Source organism: Plectonema radiosum NIES-515 (assembly GCF_025753815.1).
GTDB classification, from domain to species: Bacteria; Cyanobacteriota; Cyanobacteriia; order Cyanobacteriales; family Nostocaceae; genus Hassallia; species Hassallia radiosum_A.
The window spans coordinates 1-9,668 of the sequence record NZ_JAOWRF010000161.1; the positions used below are offsets into that span (position 1 = coordinate 1).

The following is a 9,668-nucleotide window of genomic DNA, read 5'->3' on the forward strand; positions in this document are numbered from 1 at the left end:
GTTCCATTTTGGAACTTTTACGAATTGAAAGTTACAAATTGGGGAAGGGGGGATGGGGGGGGGGGAAGGGGGAGTGGGGAATGGGGAATGGGGAGTGGGGAGTGGGGAATGGAAATAACTACCGCGTTCCCAATTATCAATTACCGCGTTCCCAATTATCAATTACCAATTATCAATGACCAATGACCAATGACTGATGAAAAAGATTTGCGATCGCTCTTAGAATCTGTTGCTAATGGTAACGTTACACCAAATGTAGCCTTAGACAAACTGAAAAACTTGACTTATGAGCCAGTTGGTGAATTTGCCAAAATCGACCACCATCGTCAACTCCGAACCGGTTTCCCAGAGGTAATTTGGGGACTTGGCAAAACTCCATCTCAAATTGCTCAAATTATGGAAGTGATGCACCATCAAAACCCGGTAGTGATGGCTACGCGAATTGAACCAGAAGTTTATACCGAACTTAAAGCAAAAATTCCAGATTTGCGATACTTCGATATGGCGCGAATTTGTGCTATAATCACCGCGACTATCGAACCTCAGTATTCTGGTAATATTGGCATTCTTTCGGCTGGTACTGCCGATCTACCTGTGGCTGAAGAAGCTGCTGTCACCGCTGAACTTTTTGGTTTCCACGTAGAACGGCTCTGGGATGTCGGTGTTGCTGGTATTCACCGCTTGCTAGATAATCGCCATGTCATCGATTCAGCTTCGGTGTTAATTGTCGTGGCAGGGATGGAAGGCGCTTTACCCAGTGTAGTCGCGGGTTTGGCAGATTGTCCGGTAATTGCCGTTCCCACTAGCATCGGTTACGGTGCAAGTTTTGGTGGGTTAGCGCCTCTCTTGACAATGCTCAATTCATGTGCTGCGGGAGTAGGGGTAGTGAATATTGATAATGGCTTTGGTGCCGCAGTTTTGGCAGGACAGATTTTGCGGACTGCGAATCAGATAAAAATTAACAACCCACATAAATAAATTTAGATGCTCGTAATCAAGAAGCTTCAAAAAGCATCGGAGGATCGAGCATTATTTTTTACGTATCGATGAATTATATTCCAATACCGTTAAGTTCAGCCCAAATACGAGTGTAGAGACTTCGGACGATCGCGTCTCTACAGGTCTAAAATCAATACCAAAAATCCTTAACACCAAGCAGATTGAATTATCTTCATTGTTTTTATATAGTTTTTTTAACTTTTATCTTTTATTTTTAAGCGGCATTGATTTGCTACTTTATGCATGATATGAGCAGCAAAGCCAAAGAGCGAAAAACCTTCCAGATTTGGTTTGGGTGCTCCTTGCAGAAAGCGCTCTGCATTAGATTAAATAAAGCTAAAAAATATTAACTTTGCTATCAGATAAAGTTAGATATTATCGGCAATTAAACGGTCATGATATTATTTTTTTACAAATAAATAAAATAAATAAAATAAATAAAATGACCTGGCAAGTATCGTCTACGTGTCCGATTAATCCTATCCATGCGGCTTTAGGAAGAACAGGTAAAATATTGTTCTTTGCTGGTTCGGGTAACGATCCGACTAATGTAGCAAATTCCGCTAGAGGTGTCGCACTTTGGGATGTAAACAGCGGTATCTTCTCCACTCCTACGGTTCCACTAGATAGTAATGGCAACCCCATTGATGTTTTCTGCGCTGCTCAGTCGTTTCGCTCTAATGGGCAATTGTTTGTTGCAGGTGGCACTCTGCAATATGACCCATTCAAAGGTATTCAAGATAGTTTTGTATTCAATTTTACCACTGGGCAATGGAGCAAGGTGGCATCAATGTATAGAGGACGCTGGTATCCTACCGTATTAACGCTGGGTAATGGTAGGATCTTTGCTTTGTCGGGTTTGGATATAAATGGCAACCTCGACCGCAACCCGGAAATTTTTAACAGTTCTACTGGTTGGAATATTTTTACACAGCAAACCAGTGCTTTTGCCCTTTATGCCCACCTCGTCTTGTTGAGTAGTGGCAGACTTTTTTACACGGGTGCTCAACTGGGGAGTAACAATGGTGTGTCACCAAGAATTCTCACTTTACCGTCAAGATTTAATCAAGCGATCGCAGAACAGTCCGTGGGTGGGTTGGAATTTCCAGATAACGGCAACCAAGCTGCCAGCGTGTTGCTACCACCAGCTCAAGACCAAAAAGTGATGATTATTGGTGGGGGTGGAGGTACGGCAACCAACCGAGTCAATATTGTAAATCTCAACGCTAGTACTCCCACTTATACCGCAGCGCCGTATCTAAATAATCCCAGGATGCACCACAATGCAGTTTTGTTGCCCGATCGCACGGTATTTGTGTGTAATGGCAGCAGAGCGGAAGAGGATGTATCACAATCAACGCTGCCAGCGGAAATTTACAACCCAGCAACCAATGCCTGGACACTAGTAGAAACACCAACAGTTAACGGTCGCGTATATCATTCTGTAGCGGTGCTGTTACCGGATGGCAGAGTCGTTACAGCAGGGGGAAATCCTAATCGTAGTTCTTATGAATCGCGGATAGAAATTTATAGTCCCGCTTACATGTCGCAAACAAGACCCACTATCAGTAGTGCTCCTGCGACCACAAACTACAATGCGATAATCACGATCCAAACAAGCCAAGCTGCGAACATCAAATGGGTTCATCTAATTAGACCAATGGCACCCACTCATGGTCTAGATACAGAACAACGGCTAGTAGACCTGCCCATTTCTTCTAGGACTAGCAGTTCTCTGAGTGTTCAAATCACAGCTAATCGCAACATAGCACCTCCTGGCTACTACATGGTGTTTATTGTTGATAACAATAACGTTCCCTCGGTGGCTAAATGGATTCAATTAACATAATGCTCTGTGCCGGCTAATGCCTAATGCCTCTTAGCATTTATCACAATCACCTTTCGCTCTTCACCAGTCACTCATGGGGGAAACCCCCTTGGAGAAGCGCTTTTCTCTGAGGGAGAAGACGCACTGCCCCACAATTAGCAATTAAATTCAAAATTCACGCTCAGTATCAGCCAATGTTGATAGAACAATAAGCGTCACAACAATGGTTCGCTGGCAATTAATTTTTGGAGTCAAATATGAAACTGATATTAACACGCAGACAATTTGGGCAGTTGGCGGTGCTAGCCACCGCTGGAACTGCCACAGGGCTGTTTACAAACAAAATCCTTGCACAAAAGCCAAGCACGGTAATCTTGGGTGCACGACCTGGAAATATCAGCTCCCCCGATACCTCAGCCGACCTCAACTCAGATACTACTGACCTCTCTGATGAAAGCGCAACCGCAGATATTGTGCCATCCGCTTTGCAGACAATTGTCGTAGAGTCTTTTGATGTCGGGAGTCAAGAGGTGAAAACCGTACTGACGACCCCACCGATTTTGGAGACTGGTGAACAAGTGAGCGGTTTTGTATCTTTAAAAGATGGCAGATTTGTAGTCACGGCTACTAATATCGATCCTGGTAAGAAAAACAAGCAAAGCGTTCGCTTGATATTTTTAAGTGATTCACCAAAAAGCGTGGCTGTCTCCGGACTAAAAAACAACGAGGCACTTCGCAGTTTACTAGGCTTGAAAGATGGCTCAGTAGTTGGTCTAGTCGGCAAAATAAATGGAACACCACCTTCGAGAATTGTAACGATTAATCCCGATACAGGTAATATTACAGATAGAGACAAAATACCTGACCAAAAGCGGGTAACTGCTGTAGCTCAATGTCCAGAGGAAACTTTTTATGGGATCGCAACTGAAAATACAGGCGAAACCAGTGTATTCCAAATTGGTCAAGAGCAATTAACCAAATTGAGCTTCAACGGTCAGCCGTGGAATAATGGTTTCATTGGTTTGGTTTGCGGTGCATCCAATCAATTGTATGGCTTGGGTGCTCTCAGGCATCAAGAATATCCTTTTTACCTGCACAGCATCGATCCCAAGACTGGAGAAATAAAGAGGATAGGAAAAGGGTTCAACGTTTCCGCAATTACCATACCCTAGGCATTAGACATCTCCAGAGTCATACGTAGAGACGTAGCTAGCTTACGTCTCTACAAGGGTTTAGGGCAAGGCATAATTAATTTCTACACCTATGTCTATTAGACATCTCCGGAAAACAATGTAGAGACGCGAAATTTCGCGTCTCTTGGGGTTTGGATAACGCATATTTAATTTTCGGAGATGTCTATTAGTGATTAGTAGTTAATAGTCAAAACTAACTACTAAGCTGTTCCACATTTAAATTGCATAATTAGTGCGCTCATGTTGCCATTGATGTCAACTTCAGCGAGAAATAGCTTAACTGTTGGCTTCGTCACCCGCTTTGAACTAAAGTTCAAGGCTAATAGCTAAAGTCTACTTTAGTAGACTAAATATTTTTAGGGATATTTAGTCATCTTGAGATGAGTTTCGCTATTAGCAAGGAACTTCAGTTCCTTGGGGGACATAACTTTTACGTTAAGTTGACACCAATGGCTTTTCGGTCTACCCCACAAGAGTTATGTTTAATTCGGTTATGCAAATTAGATGTTTTTCAGCTTACCACTAATTACTATCAACTGATTTGCACTCCTTGTCTACGCCGTAACAGTTGCGATCGCTTTATCGAGAGCAAGCATAGCTGTTTCGACTTCTTTTTCTGTCACAATCAAGGGTGGAACAAAGCGGAGAACTTTGGGTCCTGCTGCTACGAGCAATAAGCCTTCATCCATAGCTGCTTTAACGATATCGGCAGCGGTTAGCTGAATGTCTGGTTGCAACTCCATTCCGTCGATTAAACCCCAACCGCGTACTTCGGTAATTATATGGGGATATTGAAGAGCGATCGCTCTCAATCCATTTCTTAATTGTTCCCCCCGATCCTGCACATTCTGTAAAATATTCTCATGAACCAATGTCTGACAAACCGAGAGCGCGACTCCACAGGCAAAGGGATTACCACCAAAGGTGCTAGCATGTTCTCCAGGTTGGAAAACATCGCAAAATGACTTGCTCATCATTGCGCCGATGGGGATACCACCACCTAAGCCTTTAGCGCTAGTGAAAATATCTGGCTCGACCCCAAGATGTTCGTAACCCCATAATTTTCCAGTGCGTCCCATACCGACTTGCACTTCATCGAAAATCAGCAAAATGCCGGTTTCATCGCATATTTTCCGCAATTTTTGGAAGTAAGCAACCTCACCCGGACGCACACCACCTTCTCCCTGCAATGGCTCGATTAAAATCGCTGCTACGCGATAATCACCTTCATCAAGTTCGCTAATTGCGGCTTCGACTGCGGCAATATCGTTGTAAGGTACATAGTGGAATCCCGGCACTAATGGATCGAAGTGTTTTTGATACTTCGGCTGTCCGGTAGCGGTAACTGTCGCCAAAGTTCTTCCGTGGAAACTGGCATGAGCTGTTAAGATGATCGGTTTTTCAATTTGCAACACAGTATGTGCGTATTTTCGCGCAAGTTTGATAGCAGCTTCATTTGCTTCTGCCCCGGAATTGCAGAAAAATGCGCGATCGCTACAAGAATGTTCAACGATCCATTTTGCTAATTCACCCTGTTCGGGGATGTAATACAAATTAGAAACGTGGTGCAACTTTTGAATTTGCTTTGTCACCGCTTCTATTAAGGCAGGATGAGCATGTCCTAAAGTGCAAGTGGCAATTCCCGCCACAAAATCCAGATATTCCCGCCCTTGCGTATCCCAAACGCGGCATCCTGCGCCTTTTTCTAGGGCTAGGGGAAACCGCGCATAAGTGGACATGACGACTTGATTAAAGCTATCTGTATCAAAGGGAGTAGATTGTACAGAATCTGACTGTGGAGGTATTGTCGCTTGTTTTAAAGTCTGCATAATTACGCTTGCCTAGAAGTGAAAGTTTTTCATCCTATAGTTATTTACTAGTTTGATAGAAAATTTTGAAAATTTCTTATTATTTGGGAATTGGGCATTGGAGAGTGGGGAGATGGGGAGACATGGGGAGACAAGGGGACAAGGGGGACAAGGAGGACAAGGGGGACAAGGGGGACAAGAAGATAATTCTTTTTTTCCAATTACCAATGCCCAATGCCCAATGACCAATTCTCCAAAGGAGTGTCAGTGGTGAAAAACTGTGTATTCAACGCTTGAGCAAAAATATCGTCGCATCCAAAAAGAGTTGATGGCAGGAACCGCTGCCCTCGGTGGTGTCTTTATCATTGGGACTTTATGGTACAGCTTAGTAGAAAAGTGGAGTTGGCAAGATGCAGCTTATATGACGGTGATTACCTTGGCTACTGTGGGCTATGGTGAGACACACCCCTTAGGAAGCCGAGGACGCTTATTTACGATCGCCTTAATTTTAATGGGTGTCGTAACAATCGGTTACATCGTCAATAGATTTACAGAAGCGTTAATTCAAGGTTACTTTCAAGAAGGAATTCGATTACGACAACAGCGACGCCTAATGGAATCTTTGTCAGAACATTATATACTTTGTGGATTTAGTCGGACTGGTCGTCAAATTGCCAAAGAGTTTCGGGCAGAAGGTGTACCTTTTGTAATTATTGATTCGCAGATTGAATCGGTGCGAAAAGCACAATCTGAAGGTTTTACATTATACCAAGGTGATGCCACCTTAGATGAAACTCTCTATAAGGTTGGCATTGAGCGGGCAATTTGCATTGTCGCAGCGCTGCCTTCAGATGCAGAAAATTTATACGTAGTACTTTCAGCAAAAACACTGAATCCCAATATCCGAGCGATCGCCCGCGCTAGTACAGAAGAAGCTGTGCAAAAATTACAACGTGGTGGTGCTGATGCGGTGATTTCTCCTTACATTACTGGGGGTAAAAGAATGGCAGCATCTGCCCTCAGACCGCAGGTAATGGATTTTGTAGATGGTATTCTCACAGGGGCAGACCGACAATTATACATGGAAGAAGTTTTGCTCGATCCGGCAATTTGTCCGTATCTCGGTGAAACTTTGCAAAAAGCAAGATTGCGATCGCAAACTGGGGCATTAGTTTTGGCAATTCGTCGCACCGATGGCACTCTCATCGGCGGTCCCACTGGCGATACTATTTTATTACCTGGAGATTTGCTGATTTGCATGGGTACAGCTGAACAATTGCGTAGTCTAAATCAAATTATCGGACCAATTGGTTCTCAGAAAGTGCGTAAACCGAAAAATAGCTGATGGGGACAAGGGGGAGTGGGGGATAAGGAGAAAAATAGTAATTCTTTCCCCCCTTCCCCCACTCCCCCCCTCTCCCCCTCCTCCTCTCCTACCTACGATTTGATCTATATTGGTGGTGCTTTAGGCGCGATTCATGCGGCGGTGATGGCGCAACTGGGGTATAAGGTGCTGTTAGTGGAGAGATTGCCTTTTGGAAGGATGAATCGGGAATGGAATATTTCCCGTGATGAAATCCAAAGTTTGATTAACTTGGGTTTGGTGACTCCTGCTGAGGTAGAATCTATTATTGCACGGGAGTACAAAGACGGATTTAATAAGTTTTTTGATGGTAATAATCCGGAGAAATTGCGATCGCCTATATTGCACACTCCCACAGTGCTAAATGTCGCCTTGAATTCTGATAAATGGCTGCAACTATGCGGGCAAAAATTGCGAGCCGCTGGCGGTGAAATCTGGGATGAGACAGAGTTTATCCGTGCAGATATTAGTAGGACACAAGTAGTGATGAATGTCAAGCATTTACCTAGTCAAACTGAGAAGCAAGTGAGTGGACGAGTGCTGGTGGATGCGATGGGAACTGCTTCACCGATCGCTTGGCAATTAAATGGTGGTCGTGCTTTTGACAGTGTTTGCCCAACGGTGGGAGCAGTAATTGAAGGTGGATTTGAGCCAGGGGTGTGGGATTCGCAGTATGGCGACGTTCTCAACAGCCACGGGGATATTTCGCGGGGAAGGCAGTTGATTTGGGAGTTATTTCCCGGAGCTGGTGAAGAACTGACGATTTATTTATTTCATTACCACGAAGTAAATCGGCAAAATCCCGGTTCGCTGTTGGAAATGTACGAGGACTTTTTCACGATTTTGCCAGAGTATCGACGATGCGATATGGACAAGCTCGTGTGGAAAAAACCGACATTTGGATATATACCGGGATATTTTAGTATTGGGAATGGCGATCGCAAAGTTGCTTTTGATCGATTATTAGCGATCGGTGACGCCGCTTCTCTCCAATCCCCCCTTGTTTTTACCGGCTTTGGTTCTTTAGTTCGCAACTTAGAACGCTTAACAACACTTCTAGACACCGCTCTCAAACATGATTTGCTCAGTTTCCGACACCTGAACCAAATTAGCGCTTACCAAAGTAATGTTTCCGTAACTTGGTTATTTTCCAAAGGAATGATGGTTCCCACTGGGAAATTTTTACCACCCCAACGGATTAACTCAATGTTGAATACTTTCTTTGGGCTATTAGCAGACGAACCCCTAGAAGTGGCAGATAATTTCATCAAAGATAGATGCGATTGGCTCACCTTTAATCGTTTAGCATTAAAAGCAGCTCGCACAAATCCGGCATTGTTGCTGTGGATTTGGCAACTTGCAGGACCAAAGGATTTAATCAGGTGGTTGGGTAACTATTTTAATTTTGGTCGTTATGCCCTAAATAGCGCTTTACTCATTCGATGGTTTCCCCGCTTCCTCAAGCGAATCCAGCCTTGGCTAGAAACCCAAAATCCTGGGTTGTGGTTGAGGTTGTTAGCACTTAACTATGCTCTCACCATCGGCAAACCGCGTGGGAAAAATCAGGTAGCAAAAGTTACCTCGAAAACGATAATTCAAATTAGTCATTAGTTGTTGGTTGTTGGTTGTTGGTTGTTGGTTGTTCTAGTAACTACTACCCACTAACGACTAACCACTAACCACTATCCACTAACCAAAGATACAAGCACACCATTTGGATCGCGCACACGAGCGATTGTGTGTCCTCCAGGTTGGGATTTTGGTACATCTAATCCTTTGGCACCAGCACCAATTGCTTTCATGTAAGCGGTTCCAACGTCAGGGGTAACGAATGATAGTTGAATTGATGCAGGAGGTTGTGCCGAGTTGTTGGGATGACAACCGCTGGGAAATAACTTCTTCGCTTCGTTGCTTGAGGAGAAAGCAAGCGTGGTGCTACCTGTTTCTAATTCTGCCCAGATAGACTCACCCTTCTCCCGGAGAGTGCGACGAACCAAACCAAAGGCTTTTTCATAAAACTCGACGGTTTTAACTACGTCATCTACCCAAATAACTGTGTAACCAAATTTCATGGCTTTGCTCCCTGTATGCGTGCGATCGCCTTAAGGCTGGCATTTTGTGTCATCGCAAATCAATCTTACCCTAATAGCTCAAAACAAAACCTGTTAAATTATTTAATTAATACAATTTATGGTAAATCACACATATTGTAGAGACGTTCCACTGGAACGTCTTTACTGGAACGTCTTTACTGGAACGTCTTTACTGGAACGTCTTTACTAGGGTTTGGGTGTTTTTATTAATGTTAATAAGCAAAAAAAGAGACTTTCTTTAATCCCTATTTAACTTTTTGATATCTCCCCCGGTTAGAAACCGGAGGATTCTAAACTGATGTTGCTACGGGGGGATAAACCCCCACTTCGCAACGCTTGTTTACGATATGATTTATTTAATCTCTTGAACAAATCAATTCGTTG

The 9,668-nt window shown here is 43.7% G+C and carries 8 protein-coding genes; 6 read left to right on the forward strand and 2 right to left on the reverse strand.

Annotation, left to right across the window (positions count from 1 at the left end; all coding sequences use genetic code 11):
* Positions 1–189: 189 nt before the first annotated feature.
* The 3 genes from larB to OGM63_RS10900 all read left to right on the forward strand — a co-directional run bounded on the left by larB (position 190) and on the right by OGM63_RS10900 (position 3,999).
* Complete coding sequence (larB, locus tag OGM63_RS10890) at positions 190–978, forward strand: nickel pincer cofactor biosynthesis protein LarB (protein ID WP_263745551.1); 789 nt, start codon at positions 190–192, stop codon at positions 976–978.
* 463 nt (positions 979–1,441) lie between these two features.
* The gene (locus OGM63_RS10895) at positions 1,442–2,848 is read left to right on the forward strand and encodes a galactose oxidase early set domain-containing protein (RefSeq protein ID WP_263745552.1); all 1,407 of its coding nucleotides are present in this window, start codon (positions 1,442–1,444) and stop codon (positions 2,846–2,848) included.
* A gap of 236 nt (positions 2,849–3,084) precedes the next feature.
* The gene (locus tag OGM63_RS10900) at positions 3,085–3,999 is read left to right on the forward strand and encodes a hypothetical protein (protein WP_263745553.1); all 915 of its coding nucleotides are present in this window, start codon (positions 3,085–3,087) and stop codon (positions 3,997–3,999) included.
* A gap of 575 nt (positions 4,000–4,574) precedes the next feature.
* On the opposite strand, the gene OGM63_RS10905 is transcribed toward OGM63_RS10900, so the two are convergent.
* Complete coding sequence (locus tag OGM63_RS10905; RefSeq protein ID WP_263745554.1) at positions 4,575–5,849, reverse strand: aspartate aminotransferase family protein; 1,275 nt, start codon at positions 5,847–5,849, stop codon at positions 4,575–4,577.
* A 112-nt stretch (positions 5,850–5,961) separates the two neighbouring features.
* Here OGM63_RS10905 and OGM63_RS10910 point away from each other — a divergent pair, with 112 nt between their 5' ends.
* From OGM63_RS10910 to OGM63_RS10920, 3 genes are read left to right on the forward strand one after another with little or no spacing between them, the layout of a single operon-like run.
* The gene (locus OGM63_RS10910; RefSeq protein ID WP_263745555.1) at positions 5,962–6,102 is read left to right on the forward strand and encodes a hypothetical protein; all 141 of its coding nucleotides are present in this window, start codon (positions 5,962–5,964) and stop codon (positions 6,100–6,102) included.
* Positions 6,103–6,108: 6 nt separating this feature from the next.
* On the forward strand, positions 6,109–7,173 hold the full coding sequence (locus OGM63_RS10915) for a potassium channel family protein (RefSeq protein WP_263745556.1): 1,065 nt from the start codon (positions 6,109–6,111) through the stop codon (positions 7,171–7,173).
* A gap of 15 nt (positions 7,174–7,188) precedes the next feature.
* A complete protein-coding gene (locus OGM63_RS10920; protein WP_318528446.1) occupies positions 7,189–8,802 on the forward strand; it encodes an NAD(P)/FAD-dependent oxidoreductase in 1,614 nt (537 codons plus the stop codon).
* A 71-nt stretch (positions 8,803–8,873) separates the two neighbouring features.
* Here OGM63_RS10920 and OGM63_RS10925 read toward each other — a convergent pair whose 3' ends face one another.
* Positions 8,874–9,263, reverse strand: a complete 390-nt coding sequence (locus OGM63_RS10925) for a VOC family protein (protein ID WP_263745557.1) — start codon at positions 9,261–9,263, stop codon at positions 8,874–8,876.
* Positions 9,264–9,668 lie beyond the last annotated feature (405 nt).